Origin of the sequence: Streptomyces antimicrobicus, assembly GCF_020532625.1 — a bacterium.
GTDB lineage: Bacteria > Actinomycetota > Actinomycetes > Streptomycetales > Streptomycetaceae > Streptomyces > Streptomyces antimicrobicus.
Genome location: NZ_JAJAUY010000014.1, coordinates 39,503 through 63,205 on the forward strand (window position 1 = coordinate 39,503; position 23,703 = coordinate 63,205).

General features: G+C 73.5%; 21 protein-coding genes. 16 read left to right on the forward strand and 5 right to left on the reverse strand.

Features of this window, described 5'->3' with window-relative positions; all coding sequences use genetic code 11:
- Positions 1-318: 318 nt before the first annotated feature.
- The 7 genes from upp to LG632_RS30485 all read left to right on the forward strand — a co-directional run bounded on the left by upp (position 319) and on the right by LG632_RS30485 (position 9,374).
- On the forward strand, positions 319-990 hold the full coding sequence (gene upp / locus LG632_RS06085) for a uracil phosphoribosyltransferase (RefSeq protein ID WP_226725774.1): 672 nt from the start codon (positions 319-321) through the stop codon (positions 988-990).
- Entirely contained in the window at positions 987-2,000 is a 1,014-nt protein-coding gene (locus tag LG632_RS06090) for an EamA family transporter (RefSeq protein ID WP_226725775.1), read from the forward strand. The genes upp and LG632_RS06090 overlap by 4 nt, the downstream gene beginning before the upstream one ends.
- On the forward strand, positions 1,990-6,222 hold the full coding sequence (locus tag LG632_RS06095; protein ID WP_264201468.1) for a non-ribosomal peptide synthetase family protein: 4,233 nt from the start codon (positions 1,990-1,992) through the stop codon (positions 6,220-6,222). Before LG632_RS06090 ends, LG632_RS06095 begins: the two co-directional genes overlap by 11 nt.
- A gap of 98 nt (positions 6,223-6,320) precedes the next feature.
- Positions 6,321-6,557 (forward strand): tautomerase family protein, encoded by a 237-nt coding sequence (locus LG632_RS06100; protein ID WP_226725776.1) that lies wholly within the window; start codon positions 6,321-6,323, stop codon positions 6,555-6,557.
- A complete protein-coding gene (locus LG632_RS06105; protein ID WP_226725777.1) occupies positions 6,554-7,504 on the forward strand; it encodes a pseudouridine-5'-phosphate glycosidase in 951 nt (316 codons plus the stop codon). The genes LG632_RS06100 and LG632_RS06105 overlap by 4 nt, the downstream gene beginning before the upstream one ends.
- A complete protein-coding gene (locus tag LG632_RS06110; RefSeq protein WP_226725778.1) occupies positions 7,501-8,298 on the forward strand; it encodes an HAD family hydrolase in 798 nt (265 codons plus the stop codon). Before LG632_RS06105 ends, LG632_RS06110 begins: the two co-directional genes overlap by 4 nt.
- A 17-nt stretch (positions 8,299-8,315) precedes the next feature.
- A complete protein-coding gene (locus tag LG632_RS30485) occupies positions 8,316-9,374 on the forward strand; it encodes a GNAT family N-acetyltransferase (protein WP_308108019.1) in 1,059 nt (352 codons plus the stop codon).
- 114 nt (positions 9,375-9,488) lie between these two features.
- Here the strand turns inward: LG632_RS30485 and LG632_RS06125 are convergent, their stop codons facing one another.
- Positions 9,489-10,385: an NADP-dependent oxidoreductase gene (locus LG632_RS06125; protein ID WP_226725809.1), complete on the reverse strand. Its 897-nt coding sequence runs from the start codon at positions 10,383-10,385 to the stop codon at positions 9,489-9,491.
- 188 nt (positions 10,386-10,573) lie between these two features.
- Here LG632_RS06125 and LG632_RS06130 point away from each other — a divergent pair, with 188 nt between their 5' ends.
- Positions 10,574-11,002: a winged helix-turn-helix transcriptional regulator gene (locus LG632_RS06130; protein ID WP_226725779.1), complete on the forward strand. Its 429-nt coding sequence runs from the start codon at positions 10,574-10,576 to the stop codon at positions 11,000-11,002.
- Between the two features lie 116 nt (positions 11,003-11,118).
- Positions 11,119-11,874 (forward strand): Mut7-C RNAse domain-containing protein, encoded by a 756-nt coding sequence (locus tag LG632_RS06135; protein WP_226725780.1) that lies wholly within the window; start codon positions 11,119-11,121, stop codon positions 11,872-11,874.
- Here the strand turns inward: LG632_RS06135 and LG632_RS06140 are convergent.
- Complete coding sequence (locus LG632_RS06140) at positions 11,862-12,365, reverse strand: hypothetical protein (protein ID WP_226725781.1); 504 nt, start codon at positions 12,363-12,365, stop codon at positions 11,862-11,864. The two genes, LG632_RS06135 and LG632_RS06140, sit on opposite strands and share 13 nt — an antisense overlap.
- Positions 12,366-12,528: 163 nt before the next feature.
- On the opposite strand from LG632_RS06140, the gene LG632_RS06145 reads away from it, so the two are divergent.
- Both LG632_RS06145 and LG632_RS06150 read left to right on the forward strand, forming a co-directional pair.
- Positions 12,529-12,864, forward strand: coding sequence for a YnfA family protein (locus tag LG632_RS06145; protein ID WP_226725782.1), 336 nt, complete (start codon positions 12,529-12,531; stop codon positions 12,862-12,864).
- Between the two features lie 121 nt (positions 12,865-12,985).
- A complete protein-coding gene (locus tag LG632_RS06150; protein ID WP_226725783.1) occupies positions 12,986-13,750 on the forward strand; it encodes an SDR family NAD(P)-dependent oxidoreductase in 765 nt (254 codons plus the stop codon).
- Positions 13,751-13,769: 19 nt separating this feature from the next.
- Here the strand turns inward: LG632_RS06150 and LG632_RS06155 are convergent, their stop codons facing one another.
- The gene (locus LG632_RS06155) at positions 13,770-14,447 is read right to left on the reverse strand and encodes a polysaccharide deacetylase family protein (RefSeq protein ID WP_226725784.1); all 678 of its coding nucleotides are present in this window, start codon (positions 14,445-14,447) and stop codon (positions 13,770-13,772) included.
- 163 nt (positions 14,448-14,610) lie between these two features.
- Between LG632_RS06155 and LG632_RS06160 the strand changes: the two genes are divergently transcribed.
- Positions 14,611-14,883 carry a PDDEXK family nuclease gene (locus LG632_RS06160; protein ID WP_226725785.1) on the forward strand — a complete coding sequence of 91 codons (273 nt, stop codon included), beginning with the start codon at positions 14,611-14,613 and terminating at the stop codon, positions 14,881-14,883.
- 96 nt (positions 14,884-14,979) lie between these two features.
- Here LG632_RS06160 and LG632_RS06165 read toward each other — a convergent pair whose 3' ends face one another.
- Positions 14,980-16,173, reverse strand: a complete 1,194-nt coding sequence (locus LG632_RS06165; RefSeq protein ID WP_226725786.1) for an RtcB family protein — start codon at positions 16,171-16,173, stop codon at positions 14,980-14,982.
- A gap of 173 nt (positions 16,174-16,346) precedes the next feature.
- Here LG632_RS06165 and LG632_RS06170 point away from each other — a divergent pair, with 173 nt between their 5' ends.
- From LG632_RS06170 to LG632_RS06180, 3 genes are all read left to right on the forward strand, one after another.
- Entirely contained in the window at positions 16,347-17,279 is a 933-nt protein-coding gene (locus LG632_RS06170) for a DUF3558 domain-containing protein (RefSeq protein WP_226725787.1), read from the forward strand.
- A gap of 123 nt (positions 17,280-17,402) precedes the next feature.
- Positions 17,403-18,257 carry a DUF3558 family protein gene (locus LG632_RS06175; protein WP_226725788.1) on the forward strand — a complete coding sequence of 285 codons (855 nt, stop codon included), beginning with the start codon at positions 17,403-17,405 and terminating at the stop codon, positions 18,255-18,257.
- 112 nt (positions 18,258-18,369) lie between these two features.
- Positions 18,370-19,803, forward strand: a complete 1,434-nt coding sequence (locus LG632_RS06180) for a DUF2637 domain-containing protein (protein ID WP_226725789.1) — start codon at positions 18,370-18,372, stop codon at positions 19,801-19,803.
- Positions 19,804-19,926: 123 nt separating this feature from the next.
- On the opposite strand, the gene lysS is transcribed toward LG632_RS06180, so the two are convergent.
- The gene (gene lysS / locus LG632_RS06185) at positions 19,927-21,696 is read right to left on the reverse strand and encodes a lysine--tRNA ligase (protein ID WP_264201470.1); all 1,770 of its coding nucleotides are present in this window, start codon (positions 21,694-21,696) and stop codon (positions 19,927-19,929) included.
- Positions 21,697-21,852: 156 nt separating this feature from the next.
- Here lysS and argS point away from each other — a divergent pair, with 156 nt between their 5' ends.
- Positions 21,853-23,628: an arginine--tRNA ligase gene (gene argS, locus LG632_RS06190; protein WP_226725791.1), complete on the forward strand. Its 1,776-nt coding sequence runs from the start codon at positions 21,853-21,855 to the stop codon at positions 23,626-23,628.
- Positions 23,629-23,703: the final 75 nt, after the last annotated feature.

Here is a 23,703-nt window from a genome sequence, read left to right on the forward strand (position 1 = left end):
AGCACGCCAAGGCCCGGCACAGCGCGGCACGGCCCGGCCCGGCACGCCACGGCCCGGCACAGCACGCCCCCCACCACACCGCGCCCGGCAGCGTTGCCGCCGGCCCCGCCCGCCGGCCCCGCCCGCCGCCCCGGCCGGTGGTGTTGCCGGCGGAGCGGTGGGCGGCGCGGCACTTGGCAGTGGCAACAGGGTGCGGTGTTCCCGTGCGGCCGCCGATAACCGAGGATCTGTTTTGTTTTCGGGCAAGGGTGCGGGCGCCGCCACGGCGGCGTGCCTTCGGTCTCCCCGCCCGCCGGATCCGATTGCAGAGCAGGTGTCATGCCGACCACCGAGAAGGTCCACCAGCTGCCGCAGACCAACCAGCTGCGCGCACTGCACACGATCATCCGCGACCGCGACGCCGCCCGCACCGACTTCGTCCACCACTCCCGCCGCGTGATCCGGCTGCTGCTGGAAGCGGCGCTGGACCTGCTGCCGTTCGACAAGCAGGACGTGACCACGCCGGTCGGCGAGACGTACCCGGGGCTGCGGTTCACCGGCAAGCTGTGCGCCGTGCCCGTGATCCGGGCCGGCGACGCCATGGCCGACGAGCTGCGGCAGATGATCCCCGGCATCCGCGTCGGCAAGATCCTCATCCAGCGGGACAAGACCACCAAGCTGCCCCAGCTGCACTACTGGAACCTGCCCGACGACGTCGCCGACCGCCACGTCCTGCTGCTGGAGCCGATGCTCGCCACCGGCGGCAGCGCCCGTACGGCCATCGAGGTGCTGGGCGCCGCCGGGGTGCGCGAGGACCGGATCGTGCTGGTCAACTTCCTGTCCGCGCCCGAGGGCATCGAGGCGGTGCACGCCGCCCATCCCGAGGTCACCATCGTCACGTCCTCGATCGAGGAGCGGCTCAACGCCGGGGCGTTCATGATCCCCGGGATCGGCGACTTCGGGGACCGCTACTTCGGCACCACCGACTCGGCCCTGGCCGCCGGGCGATGAGCACGGCCGGAACCCCCGCGGGAAGCGGCGCGCCCGGTGCCGCGGCCGCCGGCCCCCGGCTCGCGACGGACTCGCTCGTCACCGCGCTGGCCCCCGCCGTATGGGGATCGACATACCTGGTGACCACCGAGTTGCTGCCGCCGGACCGGCCCCTGCTCGCGGCCACCGCACGGGCGCTGCCCGCCGGGCTGATCCTCGTGGCGCTGGGCCGGACCCTGCCGCGCGGGGTGTGGTGGGGCCGGGCCCTGGTGCTGGGCGTGCTGAACATCGGCGCGTTCTTCTACTTCCTCTTCCTCGCCGCGTACCACCTGCCCGGCGGCGTGGCCGCCCTGGTGGGCTCGGTCCAGCCGATGTTCGTGCTGCTGCTGTCGGTCCTGCTGCTGGGGGACCGGATCAAGGCGGTGCACGTGGTGGCGTGCCTGCTCGGCGCGGCCGGGGTCGGGCTGCTGGTGCTCCAGCCGGACGCCGGGCTCGACGCCGTGGGCGTGGCCGGCGGTCTGCTCGCCGCGGGCAGCATGGCCTGCGGGATCGTGCTGACCAAGCGGTGGGGGCGGCCCGAGGGCGTCGGCCTGCTGACCTTCACCGGCTGGCAACTGGCCGTCGGCGGGCTGGTGCTCACCCCCGTCACCCTGCTCGCCGAGGGCCTGCCGGCCGCTGTCACCGGGGCGAACCTCGCCGGGTTCGCGTACCTGGGCGGGGTCGGGGCGCTGTTCGCCTACGCCGTGTGGTTCCGCGGGGTGGAGCGGCTGCCGGCGCTGGCGGTGTCGTTCCTCGGTTTCATCTCGCCGCTCGCGGCCACCGCGCTCGGCTACCTGGTCCTGGACCAGACGCTCGGCCCGCTCCAGATGGTGGGCGCCGTCGCCGTCCTCGCCGCGGTGTTCGTGGCACAGCCCCGCCCAGCGCGCCGTCGGGCCGCCGACGCCGCGCGGCACCCGTCCGTGACGTCTCCAGACTCCCTCGACGACGCCACGTCGAGGCCCGTGACCCCTGGCCGAGGCCATGAACACTGACGAACCCGAAACGTTTCCTCCCTCCCTCCCCGCCACCACGGCCGCCACTCCTGCCCCAACCACCACTTCCGCCTCGTCGGCCTCGCCGGCCTCGCCGGCCTCGCCGGCCTCCCGGCCCGCGCCGGGCGGACCGGCCGCCCCGGCGCACGCGCCCGCGCACCTGACCGCGCTCCTGGCGGAGCAGGTGGCCGCCCGGCCCGAGGCCGTGGCCGTGGAGGACACCGAAGGCGGCCGGCTGACGTACGCCGACCTGGCGGACGCGGCCCAGCGGCTCGGCGCCCGCCTGCGCGGCCTGGGCGCCGGACCCGGCACCCCGGTCGGTCTCTACGCCGACCCCGGCATCGACCTGATGACCGCCGTCTGGGGCATCCTCGCCTCGGGCGCGCCCTACCTCCCGCTGTCCCCGGACTACCCCGCCGACCGGCTGCGCTACATGGCCGAGAACGCCGCCCTCGACCTGGTCGTCACCCAGCCGCACCTGGTGGACCGCCTGCGCGAGCTCCTCCCGGCGAGCACCGGCGTCGTCGTGGTGGGCGAGGCCGCGCCCGGCGGGCCCACCGACGCACCCTCGGCCGGCCCCGCCCCCGCACTCGGCGACGCGCGCCCGACCACTCCCGGGTCCCCGGCTCCCGGCGCCGACCTCGGGCGCTCGGCTCCCGGAGGCAACCTCGGCGCCGGCCTCGGGACCGACCTCGGGCCCGGGGACCTCGCCTACGTCATCTACACCTCCGGCTCGACCGGCCGCCCCAAGGGCGTGATGATCGAGCACCACAGCATCGTCGCGCAGCTGCGCTGGCTGGCCCGGCGCGGGCACCTCGGCCCCGCCACGACCGTGCTGCAGAAGACCCCCATGAGCTTCGACGCCGCCCAGTGGGAGCTGCTCGCCCCCGCCGCCGGCGGGCGCGTCGTGATGGCCGCCCCCGGGAGCTACCGGGATCCCGAGGCGCTGATCGACACCATGGCCGCGCACGCGGTCACCACCCTGCAGTGCGTGCCCACCCTGCTCCAGGCCCTCCTGGACACCGAGCGCCTGCCGTCCTGCACCGCCCTGACGCGGGTCTTCTCCGGCGGTGAGGCCCTCACCGTCAAACTGGCCCGCGCCTTCGCCGCGCAGTTGCCCGGCGCCACGCTGGTCAACCTCTACGGCCCCACCGAGTGCACCATCAACGCCACCGCCCACCACGTCGACCTGGACTCCCTGGCCGACGAGGGGCCCTCCGCCATCGTCTCCATCGGCGAACCGGTCGACCACACCCGCTGCTTCGTCCTCGACGAGGACCTCCGCCCGGTCGGCATGGGCGAGAAGGGCGAGCTCTACATCGGCGGCGTCCAGCTCGCCCGCGGCTACGTCGACCTCCCCGAGCAGACCGCCGAACGCTTCGTCACCGCACCCTTCCTGCCCGGCGAACGCCTCTACCGCACCGGCGACCTGGCCGCGTGGAACACCGACGGCACCATCCGGTTCTGCGGCCGCGTCGACACCCAGGTCAAGCTGCGCGGCTACCGCGTGGAACTGGAGGAGATCACCTCCGCCATCGAGGAGCACGCCTGGGTCCGCCGCGCCGCGGCCGTCGTCACCGACGACCCGCGCACCGGCTTCCAGCAGCTGTGCGCCCTGGTCGAGCTCGACCCCAAGGAAGCCGCCCTGATGGACCAGGGCAACCACGGCGCCCACCACCAGTCCAAGGCCAGCAAGCTCCAGGTCAAGGCGCAGCTGTCCAACCCGGGCCTGCGCGAGCCGCACGAACTGGCCGGCCGCCCCGTCCTCGCCCTGCCCGGCCGTACGCCTTCCCCGCACCAGCGGCGCGAGACCTTCGCCCGCAAGACGTACCGCTTCTACGAGGGCGGCAAGGTCACCCGCGCCGACCTCGAAGCCCTGCTCGCACCCCGCCCGGCCCCGGCGCTCAGCCGCCCGCTCAGCCAACTGACTTTGGATCAGCTCGGGGAGGTGCTGCGCTGGTTCGGCCCCTTCCACAGCTCCGAACGCCTCCTGCCGAAGTACTCCTACGCCTCCCCCGGCGCCCTGTACGCCACCCAGCTCTACGTCGAGTCCCACGGCGGTGCCGCCGGCCTGCCCCAGGACACCGGCACCCCGCACGCCGGCACCCCGGACACCGGCACCCCGGGCGGCGGCATCCCGGGCGGCGGCATCCACTACTTCCACCCCGTCGACCACACCCTCGTCCGCATCGCCGACGCCCCGCCCGGCCCGGGCGCCCCCGCGGGACCGGACGGCGGCGCGCCCGCGGGACCGGACGGCGGCGCCCCCGCGCTCCGCCTGCACTTCGTCGGCAAGCACCGCGCCATCGCCCCCGTCTACCGCAACAACATCCGGGAGGTCCTGGAGTTCGAGACGGGCCACATGCTGGGCGTCTTCGAGGAGGTCCTGCTCCCGTACGGCCTGACCGTGCGCCCGTACGGCCACGACGAGTCGGTCCGCGACCACCTCGACGTGGCGGCCGAGGACCACTACCTCGGCACGTTCGAGATCGTCCCCGCCGCCGACGCGCCGCCGGGCCCCGCCCCGGTGGACCTGTTCCTGCAGTCCCACCCCGGCCGCGTCCGCGACCTCCCCGGCGGCCTGTACCGCCACGACCCGGCCACCGGCGGCCTCACCCCGCTGTCCCCCGAGACGGTCGAGAAGCGCCACGTCATCGCCATCAACCAGGGCGTGTACGAGGCCGCCTCGTTCGGCGTCACCGCCGTCGCGCGCACCCCGCAGCCCTGGCTGGAGTACGTGGACCTGGGCCGCACCCTGCACCACCTCCAGCGCAACTCGCTGCGCCTGGGCCTGATGTCGTCGGGCTACTCCTCCAAGTCCGGCCACCCGCTGCCCACCGCGCGCCGCATCGACGACCTGCTCGCCGCCGCCGGCATCCCGTCCGGGCCGTCGTACTTCTTCCTCGGCGGCAAGGTCAGCGAGGAGCAGGTCAGCTCGACCGGCATGCGCGAGGACTCCGTCCACATGCGCGGCCCGACCGAGATGATCCGCGACGACCTGGCCCGGCTGCTGCCCGACTACATGATCCCCAACCGCGTCGTGGTGCTGGACGCGCTCCCGCTGACCGCCAACGGCAAGATCGACTACGCGGCGCTGGCGGCCCGCCAGGAGCTCACCGGTCCCGCCGCGCGCACCGCCGGCGCCCCCCGCGTCGCGCCCGCCACCCCGCTGGAGGAGTGGCTGGCGCGGGCCTGGGCCAAGGCGCTGAAGTACGCCGACCTCACGGACGTGTCGATGGAGGACAGCTTCTTCGCCTGCGGCGGCAACTCCCTCATCGCGATGACCCTGACCCGCTGGATCAACCGCGAGTTCGGCCTCTCGCTGCCCATGCAGACCCTCTTCGACCACCCCCGGCTGGCCGACCTCGCCGCCCGCATCGCCGACGGCGGCGCCGCGCTGCCCGCCTCGCGCCTGGTCCGGCTGCACGACGACGGCCCCGGCACCCCGGTGTTCTGCTGGCCGGGCCTGGGCGGCTACCCCATGAACCTGCGCCTGCTGGCCCGCGAGTCCGCGACGGGCGGCCCGTTCTACGGGGTCCAGGCCCGCGGCATCAACCCCGGGGAGGTCCCGTACCCGACCATCGCCGAGACGGCCGCCGCGGACGTCGCCGCACTGCGCCGCATCCAGCCGGAGGGCCCGTACAGGCTGTGGGGGTACTCCTTCGGCGCCCGCGTCGCCTTCGAGAGCGCCTGGCAGCTGGAACGGGCCGGGGCCGAGGTCGCCGAGCTGCTGCTGATCTGCCCCGGCAACCCGAAGCTGCGCGACGCCGACGGCCGCCCCTACCCGCGCGTGTCCTCGTACGCCAACCCCGGCTACGTGACGATCCTCTGGTCCGTCTTCGCCGGCTCCCTGACCGGGCCCGGCCTGGAGGAGTGCCTGTCGGCGGCCCGGGACGAGGACGGCTTCGTGGACTTCGTCGCGTGCTCCTTCCCCGAGCTCGACCGGGACACGATCCGCCGGATCACGCGGATCGTCGGGGAGACGTACGAGTTCGAGTACAGCTTCCGCGAACTGGCCGAGCGGCGGCTGCGCGCGCCCGTGACCCTGGTCCGCGCCACCGGTGACGACTACTCGTTCATCGAAGGCCGCTCCGGCTGGTCCGCCGCGCCGCCCCGCGTCCTGGACCTGGCGGCCGACCACTACGAGGTGCTGCGGGAGGCGGGGATCGCGGAGCTGGTGGCCGCCGTCGGCGGCCGGCACCGGCAGCACCGGCATCCCTAGCAGCACCGGCACCGGTCCGGCCGACCGGCCGGGCCCACCGACCGACCTGCCGCGCGCACACCGCCGGCAGGGCACACCGAGGAAAGGAACGAAGGAAGATGCCGCACGTCCACGTCCAGCACTACCCGAAGGACAACCTCACCCCCGAGCGCCTGAAGGCCTTCGACGAGGCCGTCACCGCCGCCGTCACCGAGACCTTCGGCGTCACCGGCGACAAGGTGTCCATCGCCCTGGAGACCGTCGCCCCCGAGCTGTGGTACGACCAGGTCGTCACCGCCTTCGCCGCCCGCCGGGAGCTGCTCATCAAGGCCCCCGGCTACTGGAAAGAGGCGTGAGCGCGGCCGTGCCGCCCGTGCCGCTGGTGTACTCGGAGGAGGTCCGTGAGGCCCTCCACGAGGGCCGGGCCGTGGTGGCGCTGGAGTCCAACGTCATCACGCACGGCCTGCCCTACCCGGACAACGCGGCCACGGCCCGCAAGGTCGAGGCCGCCGTCCGGGCGGGCGGGGCGGTGCCCGCCACCGTCTGCGTGGACGGCGGGGCGATCCGGGTCGGCATGACCGACGCCGACATCGAGCGCTTCGCCTCCCTGCCCGGCATCCCCAAGGTCTCCAGCCGCGACCTGCCCCTGGTCCTCGCCTCGGGCGGGCCCGGCGCCACCACGGTGGCCTCGTCGCTGGTCGCGGCGGAGCTGGCCGGGATCCGGTGGTTCTCGTCGGCGGGCATCGGCGGGGTGCACCGGGGGGCGCAGGAGACGTTCGACGTCTCCTCCGACCTCATCCAGTTCACCCGGTCCCGGGTCGCGGTCGTCTGCGCCGGCGCGAAGATGATCCTGGACCTGGGGCTGACCCTGGAGTACCTGGAGACCCACTGCGTGCCCGTCGTCGCGTACCGCTCGGACGACTTCCCGGCCTTCTACTGCCGTACCAGCGGCCACCGGGCCCCGCACCGCGTCGACGACGAGGCCGTGCTCGCCCGCGCCGTCGAGACGCACTGGGCGCTCGGCAGCCCGACCTCCTTCCTCGTCACCACCCCGGTGCGGGAGGCGGACGCCATAGACTCCGCCGAGGTGGACGCCGCGATCCGCGAAGCGGTCACGGCGGCGGCCCGGGACGGCGTCTTCGGCCAGGGCCTGACCAAGTACCTGATGCGCGCGGTCGACGCGGCCACCGACGGGCGCTCGGCCCGGGCCAACATGGCGGTCCTGGCCACGTGCGCCGAGACCGCCGGGCGCCTGGCGGCCGCGCACAGCACGACGATGCGGAGCGGGGGGACGGCGGGATGAGCGACGTGAGCGGCGTGAGCGGCCCGAGCGGCGGGGGCCCTGGGCCGGGAGGTGCGGGACCGGGGCTGCGGCTGGCGGTCTTCGACCTGGACGGCACGCTGGTGGACACGCCGAGGGCGATCGTCGAGACGTTCGAGGCGGCCTTCGCCGCGATGCGGACGGGAACCGGCCCCGAGCGGGGGCCCGGGGTGCCGGGCCCCACGCCCGGCCCGGAGGCGATCCGGGCGACGATCGGGATGCCCCTGGAACGGGCCTGGGCCACCCTGCTGGACCTCCCGGCGGCGGACCCCCGGGTGGCGGAAGGCGTCGAGCAGTACCTGCGGCTGTTCCGCGAGCTGGTCCTGCCGCGTTCCCGCGACCTGCTCTTCCCCGGCGTCGTCGAAGGACTCGACGCGCTGCGCGCGGCCGGGTTCACCCTCGCCGTCGCGACCAGCAAGTTCTACGCGAGCGCGGACGCGCTGCTGACGGCCGCCGGGCTGCGGGAGCTGTTCGCCGAGGTGATCGGCGCGGACCAGGTCACGCACCCCAAGCCGCACCCGGAGTCGGGCGAGCTCGTCCTCGCCCGCCTCGGGGTCCCGGCCGGGGCCGCCGTGATGGTCGGCGACACCACGCACGACCTGCTGATGGCCCGGGCGGCGGGCATGCGGTCGGTCGCCGTGACGTACGGCATCCACTCGGCGGCGCTGCTCGCCGGGGCGGAACCGACCTGGGTGGCCGGCACGTTCGACGAGGTGGTCGACGCGATCACGTCGGCCGCGCCGCGCCCGCCGAGGGCGACGGCGGCGGCCCGGTGAGCAGGACGGGGAGTCAGGTGGGGTCGGCAGACGGAGCAACGCAGGGCGCGGCACGGGACGAGGCGCGGGACGCGGCGCAGGACGCGGCGCGGGCACAGGACGAGGTCCGGCTGCGCCGGTTCGAGCAGGAGGACCTGACCACGTTCTGGCGGATGCACACCGATCCGGAAGCGATCCGCATGGCGGCGTTCACGCCGAAGGAACCGCACGACCGCGCCGCGTTCGAGGCCTTCTGGCAGCGCATCACCGGCGACCCCTCGATCGACGTGCGCACGATCGTCCGCGGCGACGAGGTGGTGGGCCACATCTCGGTGTTCGGCCCGCCCGAGGAGCGGACCGTCGGTTACGCCGTCGCCCGCGCCCACTGGGGACGCGGCATCGCCACGGCCGCGCTGCGGCAGCTGCTCGCCGCCGTCCCGCAGCGCCCGCTGCGGGCCTGGGTGGCGACGGACAACGCCGGCTCACTGCGGGTGCTGCGCGCGTGCGGCTTCGTGGTCACGGGCCGGGAGACGAACTGGGCGCACGGACGGGGCGCGGACACGGAGGAATACATGCTGAGTCTCGGAGCGGTCCGGCTGACCCCGTGGTCGGAGGCGGATCTCCCCCTGCTGGAGCGGGCCAACACGCCGGAGATGACCGAGCACCTCGGCGGCCCCGAGCATCCCGACCGGCTGGCCGACCGCCAGCGCCGGTACGTCGCCCTGAGCGGGCGGCCGCCGGCGGCGGGGCGGATGTTCCGCGTGTCGCTGACGGACACGGGCGAGGACGTCGGCTCGGTCGGCTTCTGGGAGCGCGACTGGCGCGACGAGGAGGTCTACGAGACCGGCTGGGCCGTCTTCCCGGAGTTCCAGCGCCGCGGCCTGGCGGTGGCGGCGCTGACCGAACTGATCGCGTACGTCCGCGCCCACGGCACCCGCCCGGCCCTGCACGCCTTCCCCGGCACGGACCACCCCGCCTCGAACGCCGTCTGCCGCAAGGCGGGCTTCACCTTCCTGGGCGAGACCCAGTTCGAATACCCCCCGGGCATCTTCCACGCGAGCAACGACTGGCGGTTCCCGCTCGACCCCCAGCCGTAGCCCCGTGGCTCCGCCGGCCGGCGGAGCCACGGCCCGGCCCGGGCCGGGCAGGGGCCGGGCCAGGCCGGACCGGGGCCGGGCCAGGCCTGACCGGGGCCGGGCGTCGGCCGGTGGTTAGGCCACCGTGAGGACCACCCGGCCGCGGGTGCCCGGCTTCGTCAGGTGGAGGTGGGCCGACGAGGAGTCCGCCAAAGGGTAGGTGGCGGCCACCCGCAGGGTCAGCGCGCCCTGGTCCACCAGGGCCGACAGGCGGGACAGGAGGGTGCCGTCGGCGGCGACCTCCTGCTCGCTCACCCGGACGCCGCGCACGGAGGCCGGCGCGCTCCCCGGGTGCAGCCCGACGTAGGCCCCGCCGTCGCGGGCGAAGGCCAGCGCCTCCTCCCCCACCACGGCGGCGTCCAGGACGCCGTCCACCGGCTCCGCCGGCGCCGAGCCGCGGGCGACGAACTCGGCCGCGCCCAGGCCCCGTACCAGTTCCTCGTCCTGCGGACCGGCCACCGCCGTCACCACCAGCCCGGCCGCCGCCGCCAGTTGCACGGCGAACCCGCCGACCATCCCCGCCGCACCGGTGACCAGCACCGACTGCCCGGCGACCAGGCCCAGCTGGTCCAGTGCCCGCGCCGCGGTCAGACCGCTCAGCGGCAGGGCCGCCGCCTCCACCGCCGTCACCGACTCCGGCGCCGGGGCCACGGCGTCCGCGTCGAGGACGACGTACTCGGCGTGCGTCCCGAGCTCCTTGAACGGCCCGTAGTGCAGCGCGACGACCCGCGCCCCGGCCGTCCAGCCGGTCACGCCCTCCCCGACCTCGTCGATCTCGCCGGCCACGTCCCAGCCGAGGCCGAGCGGCGCCGAGCCGCCGAAGACGCCGGCGCGGACCGCGCCGTCCACCGGGTTCAGCCCGGCCGCCCGCACCCGTATCCGCACCTGCCCGGCCGCCGGCCGCGGCACCGGCACCTGGACGACCGAGGCCTGCTCGGGCCCCCCGAAGGCCTCGACCACGACGGCGTCCATCACCGTCGGCCGCCCCTGCTGCTGCTGCTCGCTCATGCCGCTTTCCCCTCTGGTGTGTCTCTGCGTGTCTCATCTCCCGGGCCTCTTCGGCCCGTTCGGACACGCACTAACCTAAGGAGAGGTACTTTCTCTTCGTAAGTACGCACTTCGAAGTGCGTACCCCACCCGGAGGTAGGAGGCCCGCCACCATGCCCACCCGCACCGCCGCCGCCCGCCGCGCCGAGGCCCGCGCCGCCTACGACGCCTTCCTCAAGGAATGCCCGACCAGCCAACTCCTGGCCCGCATCAGCGACAAGTGGGTCGGCCTGATCGTCAGCGCCCTGCACGAGGCCGACGACGCGACCCTGCGCTACAGCGAACTCGGCCGCCGGATCCCCGGGGTCAGCCAGAAGATGCTCACCCAGACCCTGCGCTCCCTGGAGCGCGACGGCCTGGTCAGCCGCGCCGTCACCCCGACCGTCCCCCTCCGCGTCGACTACCGCCTCACCCCCCTCGGCGCCGACCTCGCCTGCCTGCTGTCCTCGGTCAAGCTGTGGGCCGAGACCCACTTCGACGAGGTCGCCGACCACCGCGCCGACTACGACGCCCGCGCCGAAGCCACCCCACCCGCCGCCTGACCCGGGTCCGGGGCGGGCCGCTGCCTGACCCGGGCCCGGGGCGTCGGGTCCGGGGCGGGCCGCCCGGCCCGGAAAAGCACGCCCGCCCCGACGGGACGGGGTGGCATGCTGGGGCCGTGAACGGTCCCGACATCCATCTCACCCTCGCCCCCGAACTGCGCCTGTTCGCCCCGCCGAGCCGGCGCGCCGACCGCGTACCGACCCCCACCGACGGCTCGTCCAGCCTCGGTCACGTCGTCGAGTCCGCCGGTGTGCCGCTCACCGAGGTCGGGCGGCTGCTCGTGGACGGGCGGGAGGTGCCCGTCAGCTACGTTCCCCGGGACGGCCAGGAGGTGGAGGTGCTCGGCGTGAGCCGGCCCCAGCAGGTGCCCGGCGCGCCGCTGCGCTTCCTGCTCGACGTCCACCTCGGCACCCTCGCCCGCCGCCTGCGCCTGCTCGGCGTGGACGCCGCGTACGACAACGAGGACCCCGGCGACCAGGCCCTGGCCACCCGTTCCGCCGCCGAACGCCGTGTCCTGCTCTCCCGCGACCGCGGTCTGCTGCGCCGCCGCGAGATCTGGGCCGGCGCGTACGTCTACAGCGACAACCCGGACGAGCAACTGCGCGACGTCCTCGGCCGGTTCGCCCCCGTCCTCACCCCGTGGACCCGCTGCACGGCCTGCAACGGCCCGCTGCACGAAGCCGACAAGGACAGCGTCGGCGACCGCCTGGAGCACGGCACCCACCGCACCTACGACGTCTTCGCCCAGTGCTCCGACTGCGAACGCGTCTACTGGCGCGGCGCCCACCACGCCCGCCTCGAACGCATCGTCACCGAGGCCCTGGCCGAGTTCGCCACCCCGGCGACGGGGGCTCCGCCTCAGAAGGCGTAGGCGTCCCCGGTGTCCAGGGCCAGCACCACCTGCTCGCCGTCGGCGGCGCCCCGCTCGGACGTCCCGCCGTTCCACCACGTGTCGACGCGCACCAGCACCTCGGCCGGCCGCCCGGCCAGCCCCAGCGCCAGGCCGATGTGCCGCCCCTGCCCGTGCGCGGGCACGGGGCCGGTCTCGCACACCACCTCGCGCACCCCGGCCCGCGCGCACCCCTCGGCCAGCGCCTGCCGCGGGGCCAGGTCCGACGACAGCCGGATCCGCAGCGTCGCGGCCTCCAGCGCGGCCGGGCCGTCGTTCTGGGGGACCAGCCACACCCCGAGCCGCCCGTCCGAGAGCGCCACCCGGCCGTGGTAGGCCAGGTCCGCCTCCCCGACCGGACCACCAGCCGCACCGGCCACACCGGTACCGGCACCGGCCAGCACAAGAACCACCGCCGCGACCACACCGCGTAGGGCTGCTGCTCGCACCGCGACCACCTCCACAGGCTTCACAGGCGGAAGCTAACCCGCCCCCACCCGGCCGGTCGGACCATCACACGAACGAGGGCGTGCCGCCCCGCCATCCGCACCCGCCGACCCGCGGACCCGCCGACCCGCGGACCCACCGACCCGCCCCCCGGCCCCGCGGACCCGCCGACGCTGGAACGATGGCCGCATGCTGATCGCCCGCTCCGCCGCCCTGTTCGCCCTCGCCGCCGTCCTGGAGATCGGCGGCGCCTGGCTCGTCTGGCAGGGCGTGAGGGACCACAAGGGCTGGGCGTGGATCGGCGCGGGCGTCGTCGCCCTCGGCCTCTACGGCTTCGTGGCCACGCTCCAGCCGCAGGGCGACTTCGCCCGCGTCCTCGCCGCCTACGGAGGCGTCTTCGTCGCCGGCTCGATCGCCTGGGGCATGGTCGCCGACGGCTACCGCCCCGACCGCTGGGACGTCGTCGGCGCCCTCGTCTGCCTCGCCGGCATGGCCGTGATCATGTACGTACCCCGCGGCCGGTGACGACGCCCCGCCCCGACCTATCCTGGCGGGGTCACCGCCACCCGCGCGCGACACCGGCCCGGCCGGACCGGCCGGACCACCCGACGGACCACCCGACGGACCACCCGATGGAGGAGACCCCATGCCGCCGAAGGCCCCCCGCACCGCCGTCGTCACCGGTGCCAGCAGCGGCATCGGCGCCGCCACCGCCCGACAGCTGGCCACCGCCGGGTACCACGTCGTCCTCACCGCCCGCCGCAAGGACCGCATCGAGGCCCTCGCCGCCGAACTGACGGCCGCCGGCCTCTCGGCGGCCCCGTACGCCCTCGACGTCACCGACCGCCCCGCCGTCGACGCCTTCGCCGCCTCGCTCGACCGCTGCGACGTCCTGGTCAACAACGCCGGCGGAGCCCTCGGCGCCGACCCGGTCGCCACCGGCGACCCCGCCGACTGGCGCACGATGTACGAGGTCAACGTCATCGGCACGCTGAACCTCACCCAGGCCCTGCTCCCGGCCCTGACCGCCTCCGGCGACGGCACCGTGGTCGTGCTCTCCTCCACCGCCGGCCACGGCACGTACGAGGGCGGCGCCGGCTACGTCGCCGCCAAGAACGGCGCCCGCGTCCTCGCCGAGACCCTCCGCCTGGAGATCGTCGGCCAGCCGGTGCGCGTCATCGAGATCGCCCCGGGCATGGTCAAGACCGAGGAGTTCGCCACCACCCGCTTCCGCGGCGACCAGGAGCGGGCCGCCAAGGTCTACGAGGGCGTGGCCGAGCCGCTGAGCGCCGACGACGTGGCCGACACGATCACCTGGGCCGTGACCCGCCCCAGCCACGTCAACATCGACCTCCTGGTGGTCCGCCCCCGCGCCCAGGCCTCGAACACGAAGGTCCACCGCGAGCTGTAGTCCCCCGGGGGCCGGCGGCCTAGGAGACGATCCCGGCGGCCTTGAGCTGCGGCATCAGGGCGGCCGGCTTCAGCCCGGCCGCCTTCGCCGCGTCCAGGGCGCGCTGCAGGTCACCGGCGAGCGTGGGCGTGAAGTGCAGCAGCACGATGTCCCCGGCCTTCAGCGCGGGCGTGGGCGGCGGCACGTCCCCCCACGTGGTGAAGTCGTGCGTCCAGGTCACGAGCGCCTTGACGCCGCAGGCCTTGGCCGCCGCCCGGACGTCGTCGTTCACCGCCCCGTACGGCGGCCGCAGCAGCCGCGGCTTGCGCCCGAACGCGGCCTGCACCTGCTCCCCGGCCCCGCACACCTCGGCGTCCTTGCCGACCGCGTCCAAGGTGGTCAGATCGGGATGGTTGACGGTGTGGTTCTCCACCGTCGCCCGCCCCTCCTCGACGAGCCCGGTGAAGTACTGGCGGTCGTACGACATCGCCCCCGGCAGCAGGAACAGCGACACCGGCACCCGCCGCTCGATCAGCAGCTGCGCGGCGACCGGGTCGTGGTGCCACCCGTCGTCGACGGTGATGAAGACGACCTTGTCCTGCGTCGGCACATGCGCCACGACGGGCGGCAACCCGACCCCGGCCTGCGCCGACCCGGCCACCCCGAGCCCGAGCGGGAGCGCGGCGAGAACACTGAGCACCACACGAGATCTCCTCATGCCGCCCACCTTGGTCTAGACCACGTCGGACCGTCAACCCCCTTGTGAACCAACCGACTTGCCGCCCCACCCCACCAGGTAGGCCCATACGAGTCAATGCGTGCGAAATGTCGGCGCCCGCGGCTACCGCTCCGAAAGCGTGAGCCCTGAAAGGGAGGAAGCCATGGCCGTGATGCAGCACGAGACCACGATCGTCGAGGCCGCCGATCGTCTCTCCAAAGAGCTTCCCGGATACCGAGTGGAGATTCCCCAAGGAAGGCTCACCGCGACACCACCCGCCGACGGGTCGCACGCGCTCTCGCTCAGTTGGCTCCTCGACGCGTGCCGCGACGCAGGCTCGGACAAGGCGGGTCTACGCCGCGTCCAAGGAGTCGGCCTCTGGCTCAACCACCTCCTCGACGGCGACGGCGACGGCGAGGGCGAGGGCGAGGGCTGACCGCCCGACCGCCCGAGCACCCGCGGACACGGAGGAGCCCGGGGCGCCGTGCGGCGGCCCGGGCTCCTCCATTCCCCCGACGACTGCGCTCGGGCCTCAGCCCTTCACGCAGACGACCTGCTTGAGCTTCGCGACGACCTCCACGAGGTCCGTCTGCTGCTCGATGACATGCTCGATCGACTTGTACGCGCCCGGGATCTCGTCCACGACGCCGGAGTCCTTGCGGCACTCCACGCCCCGCGTCTGGTCCGCCAGGTCACGCGCCGAGAACCGCTTCTTCGCCGCCGTCCGGCTCATCTTCCGGCCCGCGCCGTGGGAGGCCGAGTTGAAGGACTTCTCGTTGCCGAGGCCCTTCACGATGTACGAACCCGTGCCCATCGAGCCCGGGATGATGCCGTACTCGCCGCCGCCCGCCCGGATCGCGCCCTTGCGCGTGACCAGCAGGTCCATGCCGTCGTAGCGCTCCTCGGCCACGTAGTTGTGGTGGCAGCTGATCTCCTGCTCGAAGGAGACCTTCGCCTTGCGGAACTCCCTCCGCACGACCTCCTTCAGCAGGCTCATCATCACCCTGCGGTTGTACTTGGCGTACTCCTGCGCCCAGAAGAGGTCGTTGCGGTACGCGTCCATCTGCGGGGTCTGCGCGATGAACACCGCGAGGTCGCGGTCGACCAGGTTCTGGTTGTGCGACAGGCCGCGGGCGACCTCGATGTGGTGCGCGGCCAGTTCGTTGCCGATGCCCCTCGATCCCGAGTGCAGCATGAGCCACACCGAATCAGACATATCTATACAAACTTCTACGAAGTGGTTGCCCCCGCCGAGCGTTCCGAGCTGCTTCAGCGCCCGCTCCCGCCGGAACTTCACCTCGTCCGCCACGTAGTCGAACCGCTCCCACAGGTCCCCGAACCCCGACGCCCCGAACCCGTACAGCCGCCCCGGGTCCACCGGCTCGCGGTGCATCGCGGTGCCCACCGGGATGGCCTGCTCGATCTTGGAGCGGAGGCGGGAGAGGTCGCCGGGAAGGTCGTTCGCGGTCAGGGAGGTCTTGACGGCGGACATGCCGCAGCCGATGTCGACGCCGACCGCCGCCGGGCAGACGGCGTCCTTCATCGCGATCACCGAGCCGACCGTGGCGCCCTTGCCGTAGTGGACGTCCGGCATGACCGCCAGGCCCTTGATCCAGGGCAGGCCGGCGGTGTTCTGGAGCTGCCGCATGGCGTGCTCCTCGACCGTCGCCGGATCGGTCCACATCCGGATCGGGACCTGCGCCCCCGGTACCTCTACGTACGACATAACGCCTCAACTACCCCGTCAACCGAAGAAAAGTCTCAATACACAAAAAGCCTCGCTCTTGGCCCCAAATGCGACAAGGGACCGGCGTCAGCACCAGCGTGTGCGATAGACATTGATCCATCCGCCGTCATGCCGCGGCAACGGAATTTCCTCATCGAAGGGGGCCGACGGACGTGCAGCGTCACCAGGGCTTCGCATGGCTGGCCTCGGCCGCCGCGCTGGCCGCGCTCACCACCGGGTGCACCGCCGGATCCGGGACCGGCGGGGGCAGTGACGCGAAGGCGGGTGGCAGCTCGACCAGCCCGGCACCCGCGCCACCAGGGAAGTACCGGAGCCTGCCCTCCCCCTGCAAGGCCGTCGACGCCAAGCGGCTGAAGGTCATGCTGCCGGTCGCCGACAGCCTCACCCCCGAGCAGCGCGACCAGCTCTACGCCGGTTCGGCCGACACCTCCTACGACGGCGACCGCAGGGTCGGCTGCCGCTGGAACGCGCAGGTGCCGGACACCACCCGGCTGCTCTACGTCGGCTTCGAGCGGGTGGTGTCCTACGACCGCGCGGTCGCGAGCGACGACGACAAGGCCAGGGCGGTGTACGCACGGCAGCTCGCCGACGCCCACATTCCGCTGCCCCCTCCGCCTACGCCCTCCTCCGCCCCGGCCTCTCCCCCGGCGTCCCCTCCGGCCTCCTCCCCCGCCTCCCCGGCCGCACCCGCCCCCTCCACCGCTCCCGCGCCCCCCGCCTCGGCGCCCTCCCCCGCCGCGTCCGCCGCGCCCGGGGCGGCCGGCGCGTCCGGGGCGGCCGGCGCGTCCGGGGCACCTGCCAACGGCACCCCGGGCGTGAGCCCCACCAGCTCCGTCTCCCCCGAGCTCGGTTCCCGGCTCCTCGACGGGCTCGGCAGCGAGGCGTTCATCGACGACAAGCTGAGTGCGGCCGGGGCCACCGCCCAGGCCCGTACCGTCCGGATCGTCTTCCGTACCGCGAACGTCATCGTCACCGTCGAGTACAGCGTCCAGCCGACCGTCCCCGGCAGCGTCCCCTCCAGCGAGGAAACGCAGGAGCGGGCGCGGCAGTTGGCCAGGGAGCTCGCGGACCGGTTCAGCGACTGACGCCCGACCCGTATCCCGCCCGACGACCGCCCCCGCGCCGCCCGGCGTGACGGCCCGCACAGCACGGTGTCGCCCGATCGGGCTACCGTTGCGGGGACCCGCCGACCCTTGGATGAAGGAATCATGCACCTCTCAGCCTCGCGCCTCACCCGCGTCCTCGCCTGTGCCGCCGTCCCGGTGATCCTCACCGTCGCCGGCTGCTCCTCCGACTCCGGCAAGGGCTCGGGCTCGGACGGCGGCAAGAAGTCGGATTCGTCCTCGTCCTCCTCGAAGGCGCCGGGCGGCAAGTCGTCCGCGAAGCCGGAGAAGGCCGCGTTCAGCACGCTGCCCGACCCGTGCAAGTCGGTCCAGGCCAAGACCATCGAGACCCTCGTGCCCGAGGCGAAGGACAAGAACGGTACGGCGACCAAGTCGAACGACCTGGCCAGCCGCGCGAGCTGCTCCTGGAACGGCCTGGACGAGGACGGCCTGAAGGGCTCGGACTACCGCTGGCTCGCGGTCTCGCTGGTGCGCTACGACTCCCACGACTCGCTCGGCAGCGGCAACAAGCGCGCCGAGGAGCAGTACACCAAGCAGGTCGAGTCGGCCAAGGGCACCCAGGGCGCGCAGAACCTGAAGGCGGAGCCCGCGGGCGGGGTCGGCGACCAGGCGACCGCGGTGACGTACGGGGTGAAGAAGGACGTGGACTTCTTCAACACGACCGTGGTGGTGCGCACCCAGAACGTCGTGGTCACGCTCGACTACAACGGCGCCTCCTACGAGGGCCGGCAGGCCCCGGACGCGGGCAAGCTGCTGGAGGGCGCGATCGCCGCGGCCCGTGAGGTCGTCGGCTCGGTGGGCGCGGCCAACCAGCAGGGCGGCCAGGAGCAGGGCGGCCAGCAGCAGGGCGGCCAGCAGCAGGGCCAGCCGCAGGGCGGTCAGCCGAGCCAGCAGTCCAGCCAGCAGCCGGGCCAGGGCCAGAACCCGCAGCAGCAGTAGCGACGGGAGCCGCGGGCACGGGCCACGGGAGCGCCGCGGCGCCGACAACCCTGGCCTGAACGGAGGGCTTTACTCTGTCCCTGCCGTAGCACGACAAGGGGAGGGGTCGCGGGTGGCCGCGATGCAGCTGACTCGGACGCACCGGATACTCATCGGTGTCGTCGTCGCCGGAGCCGTGATCATCGCCGGGATCGGTTTCGCCGGTTCGTACGCGGCGGTGCGCGCGCTGGCCCTGAAGAAAGGGTTCGGCGACTTCTCCCTGGTCTTCCCGATCGGCATCGACGCGGGCATCTGCGTGCTGCTCGCGCTCGATCTGCTGCTGACGTGGATCCGGATCCCGTTCCCGCTGCTGCGCCAGACGGCGTGGCTGCTGACGGCGGCGACGATCGCGTTCAACGGCGCCGCGGCGTGGCCGGATCCGCTCGGTGTGGGCATGCACGCCGTGATCCCGGTGCTGTTCGTGGTGACCGTGGAGGCGGCGCGGCACGCGGTGGGCCGGATCGCGGACATCACCGCCGACCGGCACATGGAGGGGGTCCGGCTGACGCGCTGGTTCCTCTCCCCCGTGCCGACGTTCAAGCTGTGGCGCCGGATGAAGCTGTGGGAGCTGCGCAGCTACGAGCAGGCGGTGACCATGGAGCAGGACCGGTTGATCTACCAGGCGCGGCTCCAGGCCCGGTTCGGCCGCAACTGGCGCCGCAAGGCGCCGGTGGAGGCGCTGATGCCGCTGCGGCTGGCGCGGATCGGTGTGCCGCTGGCGCAGACGGCGCCGGAGGGGCTGGCGGCGGCCGGTATCGAGCCGGTGCTGCTGCCGCCGGCCGCCGGCGCGGCGCCGGCGCTGGAGGCGGGCCGGCAGCCGCAGCAGGGCGGGTACGCCGCCCAGGACGCCTACGCCGCCGCTCAGGCCGGGTACGCCGCGCAGGGCGGGCCGCAGCCCGGCCCCGGGCCGCAGCCGCAGGCCGGGCAGGCGGTGGCGCCGCAGCAGATGGAGGGGGTCCAGCCGTTCGCGGGCCCGGCCCCGGTCCCGGGTCAGCCGCCGGTGCGGGCGGGTGCGCCGGCGTTCGCGGTGGATCCGACGGCGATGCCGGGTCCGCATCCGTCGGCGTGGTTCGCGGCGCACGCGGACCCGCAGGCGACCCAGAAGGCGAGGGAGGACGCGTACGACCCGCAGTACGTGGAGGGGCTGGAGCCCACGCCGGTGCTGCCGCCGGCCGGCCCGGACGAGCAGGCCGCGTCCGGCCCCGAGGCCCAGCAGCTGCCGCTGCCGGGTGACGGCCGGCAGGCCGGATACGGCGACGACGGGGTCGACGGGGACGGGGACGGGGACGGGACGCCGGACGAGATCAAGTTCGCCGAGGCGGCGTACGAGGTGTTCCGGTCGCACCTGGACCAGCACGGCCAGTACCCGAGCGCGGAGCAGATCGACATACTGCTGGCGGACGCGTACGGCATGACGCACCCGCGCAGCGCCTCGCTGCTGCGCCGTCTGATGCCGCAGCTGAAGCAGCGCTACCAGACGGACCTGGAGAACGAGCACATCGCGTAGCCGGTCCGCATGCGGACCACATGCGGACCACATGCGGGAGGGCCCGCGGCCCCGGGAACGGTGTTCCCGGGGCCGCGGGCCCTCGCGCGTGCTGGGTCAGGCGGTGCCGTCAGGCGGTGCCGGTCAGGCCCCGACGAGCTTGCGCACCCGGTCCGCTCCGACCGCGAGCAGCAGCGTGGGCAGGCGCGGGCCGGTCTCGCGGGTGACGAGGAGCCGGTAGAGCAGGGCGAAGAACTCGCGCTGGGCGACCTTCAGCTCGGGCGTCGGCTTGGCCTCCGGGTCCAGGCCGGCCATGACCTTCGGGACGCCGTAGACGAGGGTGGTGAGCCCGTCGAGCGACCAGTGGGAGTCCAGGCCCTCCAGCAGCAGCTCCAGGGAGCGGCGGCCGTCGGCGTCGAGGGAGGCGAGCAGCTCGGTGTCGGGCTCCTCGCGGACGAGGGTGCGCTGGTCGGCCGGGACGTGGGTGGTGATCCAGTTCTCGGCGCGGTCCAGGCGGGGGCGGACCTCGTCGAGCGAGGTCAGCGGGTTGGCCGGGTCCAGGTCGGAGAGGATCCGCAGGGTCTGCTCGTCGTGGCCGGCGGTGATGTCGACGACGGACGCGAGGGTCCGGTACGGCATCGGGCGCGGGGTCCGGGGCAGCTCGTGGGAGGCGACGCGGACGGCGCGGGCGTGGGCGGCGGCGTCGGCGGGCAGGACGGTGCCGTCGGCGACCTTGGCCTCCAGCTTGTCCCACTCGTCGTAGAGCCGCTGGATCTCCTGGTCGAAGGCGATCTTGAAGGACTGGTTGGGCTTGCGGCGCGCGTACAGCCAGCGCAGCAGCTGCGGCTCCATGATCTTCAGGGCGTCGGCCGGGGTGGGGACGCCGCCCTTGGAGGAGGACATCTTGGCCATGCCGCTGATGCCGACGAAGGCGTACATCGGGCCGATGGGCTGGGCGCCGTTGAACAGCGGCACGATCTGGCCGCCGACCTGGAACGAGGAGCCGGGCGAGGAGTGGTCCACGCCGGAGGGCTCGAAGATCACGCCTTCGTAGGCCCAGCGCATGGGCCAGTCGACCTTCCAGACCAGCTTGCCGCGGTTGAACTCGGACAGCTTCACGGTCTCGGTGAAGTCGTCCTCGGTGCAGACGTACGTGAGCTCGGTGGTCTCGTCGTCGTACGCGGTGACCTTGGTGAAGTCCTTGTTGCAGGCGCCGCAGTAGGGCTTGTACGGGTAGTACTCGGTGCCTTCGGCGCTGCCGTCGTCCTCGGACGCGGCGCCGGAGCCCTCGGCGGCCTCCAGCTCGGCCTCGTCGACGGGCTTCTGGGACTTCTTGGCGGCCTTGGGCTTGGTGCGGTACTGGGCGAGGACCGCGTCGATGTCGCGGCGGTGCTTCATCGCGAACAGCACCTGCTCGCGGTAGGCGCCGGAGGTGTACTGCTCGGTCTGGCTGATCGGGTCGTACTCGACGCCGAGCTCGGCCAGGGCCTCGACCATGGCGGCCTTGAAGTGCTCGGCCCAGTTCGGGTACGGGGAGCCCTCGGGCGCCGGGACGGAGGTCAGCGGGCGGCCGATGTGCTGGGCGTGGGACTCCTCGGTGACGCCGGGGATGCCCTTGGGGACCTTGCGGTAGCGGTCGTAGTCGTCCCAGGACAGGACGTGGCGGACCTCGATGCCGCGGCGGCGGATCTCGTCGGCGACCAGGTGCGGGGTCATGACCTCGCGCAGGTTGCCCAGGTGGATGGGGCCGGAGGGGGACAGTCCGGACGCGACGACGACAGGTTTGCCCGGTGCACGCCGCTCCGCCTCGGCGATGACCTCGTCCGCGAAACGGGAGACCCAGTCGGTCTCGGTGCTGCTCTGGGCGCTCTGAGCCACGACACGTCCTTCTATCTCGAATGCTGCTTCAAACATTCTCCCAGACGGATGGTGCCGCTCCGAGGTTGCTCCCGCTCGTGCTTTCCCGCCGTCCGGAGCCTGTGGATATCTCGTGAGGAGTGGCGCGCCCCCGTGGGATACTCGACTTTCGTCAGAATCACCAAGAAGTACGACTCACAGGAACGGCAGCCCATGGCCTCGGTCCCTTCCCTCGCTTCGTCCGTCGACCAGCGCGTCGCCGCAGCCCTTCTCTCCGCCCTGCCGGAGGCCGGTGCCGCGGACCCGCTGCTGCGACGAAGTGACCGGGCCGACTTCCAGGCCAACGGCATCCTGGCGCTCGCGAAGAAGGCGAAGGCCAATCCGCGCGAGCTGGCCACCACCGTGGTCGAGGGCCTGGACAAGGGCGGGGTCATCGAGGAGATCGAGGTCTCCGGGCCCGGCTTCCTCAACATCACCGTCGCGGACCGGGCGATCGTCGAGACGCTGGCGGCGCGCGCCGCGGACGAGCGGCTGGGCGTGCCGGTGAACCCGGCGGCCGGCACCACGGTGATCGACTACGCCCAGCCCAACGTGGCCAAGGAGATGCACGTCGGCCATCTGCGGTCGGCCGTGATCGGCGCGGCCATGGTGGAGATCCTGGAGTTCACCGGTGAGACGGTGGTGCGGCGCCACCACATCGGCGACTGGGGCACCCAGTTCGGCATGCTCATCCAGTACCTGATCGAGCACCCCCACGAGCTGGACCACGAGGCGGCCGAGGAGTCGGTGGCGGAGTCGGGCGAGCAGGCGATGAGCAACCTCAACCGCCTGTACAAGGCCTCGCGTGCGCTGTTCGACGCCGACGAGGAGTTCAAGACGCGGGCCCGGGCCCGGGTGGTCGAGCTCCAGGCGGGCGACGAGCAGACGCTGGCGATGTGGCAGCGGTTCGTGGACGAGTCGAAGATCTACTTCTACTCGGTCTTCGACAAGCTGGACATGGACATCCAGGACGCCGACATCGTCGGCGAGTCCGGGTACAACGACATGCTGGTGGAGACCTGCCGGCTGCTGGAGGAGTCGGGCGTCGCTGTCCGCTCGGAGGGCGCGCTGTGCGTGTTCTTCGACGAGTACAAGGGCCCGGACGGCAAGCCGACCCCGCTGATCGTCCAGAAGTCCGACGGCGGTTTCGGCTACGCGGCCACCGACCTGTCGGCGATCCGCGACCGGGTGGGCAACCTCAAGGCGAACAGCCTGGTGTACGTGGTGGACGCCCGGCAGTCGCTGCACTTCAAGATGGTCTTCGAGACGGCCCGCCGGGCGGGCTGGCTCAACGAGGACGTCCACGCCCACCAGTTGGCGTTCGGCACGGTGCTGGGCGCGGACGGCAAGCCGTTCAAGACGCGTGAGGGCGAGACGGTCCGGCTGGTGGACCTGCTGGACGAGGCCGTCGACCGGGCCACGGCCGTGGTCCGCGAGAAGGCCGACAAGGTGGGCCTGACCGAGCAGGAGATCGTGGAGAACGGCCGGTTCGTCGGCATCGGCGCGGTGAAGTACGCCGACCTGTCGACGTCGGCGTCCCGGGACTACAAGTTCGACCTGGACCAGATGGTCTCGCTGAACGGTGACACGTCGGTGTACCTCCAGTACGCCTACGCCCGGATCCGTTCGATCCAGCGTCGGCTGCCCGGGGTGGCGGCGAAGGCGCACCCGGAGCTGGCGCTGGCGCCGGCCGAGCGGGCGCTGGGCCTGCACCTGGACAGCTTCGGCGAGGTGGTGGCGGACGCCGCCGCGGAGTACGCGCCGCACAAGCTGGCCGCGTACCTCTACCAGTTGGCGTCGCACCTGACGGCGTTCTACGACCAGTGCCCGGTCCTGCAGGCCGAGTCGGCGGAGCTCCAGGAGAACCGCCTGTTCCTGATCGACCTGACGGCCCGGACCCTGTCCAAGGGCATGTCCCTGCTGGGTATCCGCACGCCCGAGAAGCTCTGACGGTCCCGGGCCGCGCGCCCGGTCCGCCGCGACGGCCCTCCGTCCCCGCAGCCGCGGGGACGGAGGGCCGTCGCG

Excerpts from the sequence above, each read along its gene's own strand:
- upp (WP_226725774.1), top strand. The coding sequence starts at position 319 with ATGCCGACCACCGAGAAGGTCCACCAGCTGCCGCAGACCAACCAGCTG.
- LG632_RS06090 (WP_226725775.1), top strand. The coding sequence starts at position 987 with ATGAGCACGGCCGGAACCCCCGCGGGAAGCGGCGCGCCCGGTGCCGCG.
- LG632_RS06095 (WP_264201468.1), top strand. The coding sequence starts at position 1,990 with ATGAACACTGACGAACCCGAAACGTTTCCTCCCTCCCTCCCCGCCACC.
- LG632_RS06100 (WP_226725776.1), top strand. The coding sequence starts at position 6,321 with ATGCCGCACGTCCACGTCCAGCACTACCCGAAGGACAACCTCACCCCC.
- LG632_RS06110 (WP_226725778.1), top strand. The coding sequence starts at position 7,501 with ATGAGCGACGTGAGCGGCGTGAGCGGCCCGAGCGGCGGGGGCCCTGGG.
- LG632_RS06125 (WP_226725809.1), bottom strand. The coding sequence starts at position 10,385 with ATGGACGCCGTCGTGGTCGAGGCCTTCGGGGGGCCCGAGCAGGCCTCG.
- LG632_RS06130 (WP_226725779.1), top strand. The coding sequence starts at position 10,574 with ATGCCCACCCGCACCGCCGCCGCCCGCCGCGCCGAGGCCCGCGCCGCC.
- LG632_RS06145 (WP_226725782.1), top strand. The coding sequence starts at position 12,529 with ATGCTGATCGCCCGCTCCGCCGCCCTGTTCGCCCTCGCCGCCGTCCTG.
- LG632_RS06150 (WP_226725783.1), top strand. The coding sequence starts at position 12,986 with ATGCCGCCGAAGGCCCCCCGCACCGCCGTCGTCACCGGTGCCAGCAGC.
- LG632_RS06155 (WP_226725784.1), bottom strand. The coding sequence starts at position 14,447 with ATGAGGAGATCTCGTGTGGTGCTCAGTGTTCTCGCCGCGCTCCCGCTC.
- LG632_RS06160 (WP_226725785.1), top strand. The coding sequence starts at position 14,611 with ATGGCCGTGATGCAGCACGAGACCACGATCGTCGAGGCCGCCGATCGT.
- LG632_RS06165 (WP_226725786.1), bottom strand. The coding sequence starts at position 16,173 with ATGTCGTACGTAGAGGTACCGGGGGCGCAGGTCCCGATCCGGATGTGG.
- LG632_RS06175 (WP_226725788.1), top strand. The coding sequence starts at position 17,403 with ATGCACCTCTCAGCCTCGCGCCTCACCCGCGTCCTCGCCTGTGCCGCC.
- lysS (WP_264201470.1), bottom strand. The coding sequence starts at position 21,696 with ATGTTTGAAGCAGCATTCGAGATAGAAGGACGTGTCGTGGCTCAGAGC.
- argS (WP_226725791.1), top strand. The coding sequence starts at position 21,853 with ATGGCCTCGGTCCCTTCCCTCGCTTCGTCCGTCGACCAGCGCGTCGCC.